Annotated in this window: 1 protein-coding gene; it reads left to right on the forward strand. The window is 37.7% G+C overall.

Annotated elements, in window-relative coordinates:
- Positions 1 to 600: mucin-binding protein (locus PNO30_RS03735; protein ID WP_420319625.1), on the forward strand; the 600-nt coding region annotated here is incomplete at both ends.

The following is a 600-nucleotide window of genomic DNA, read 5'->3' on the forward strand; positions in this document are numbered from 1 at the left end:
AGATCCAAATAATCCAGAAGGACCTAAATACCCAGCTGGATTAGAAGAAAAAGATCTAAACAAAACAGTAACACGTACAATTACATACGTATACGAAGATGGAACTCCAGTATTAAATGAAGACGGAACTCCAAAAACAGTAACGCAAGAAGCTAAATTCACACGTGAAGCAAAAGTAAACTTAGTTACAGGAGAAGTAATATACGGAGACTGGTCAGAAGCTAAAGACTTAGAAGAAGTTAAATCACCAGTAGTTAAAGGATTCTTAGCTGATAAAGCAAGTGTTCCTGCTGTAAATGTAACTGCAGATTCAAAAGATACTACAGAAGTAGTAACTTACAAACCATTAGGTTCATGGATTCCAAACATCCCAGGACAGCCAACAAATCCAATCAAATATCCAAACGATCCAACAGATCCAACAAAACCAGGAACTGAAAAACCAAAAGTACCATACGTACCAGGACACACTCCAGTAGATGGAAATGGACAACCACTTAAACCAGTAAATCCAAACAATCCAGAAGAAGGATATGAAGTACCAAATATCCCTACAAACCCAGGTGAAGATACACCAATCAACTACGTAGCAAACAAAGC

The organism is Gemella haemolysans, assembly GCF_028308085.1.
In the GTDB taxonomy this organism is placed as follows: Bacteria; Bacillota; Bacilli; order Staphylococcales; family Gemellaceae; genus Gemella; species Gemella haemolysans_D.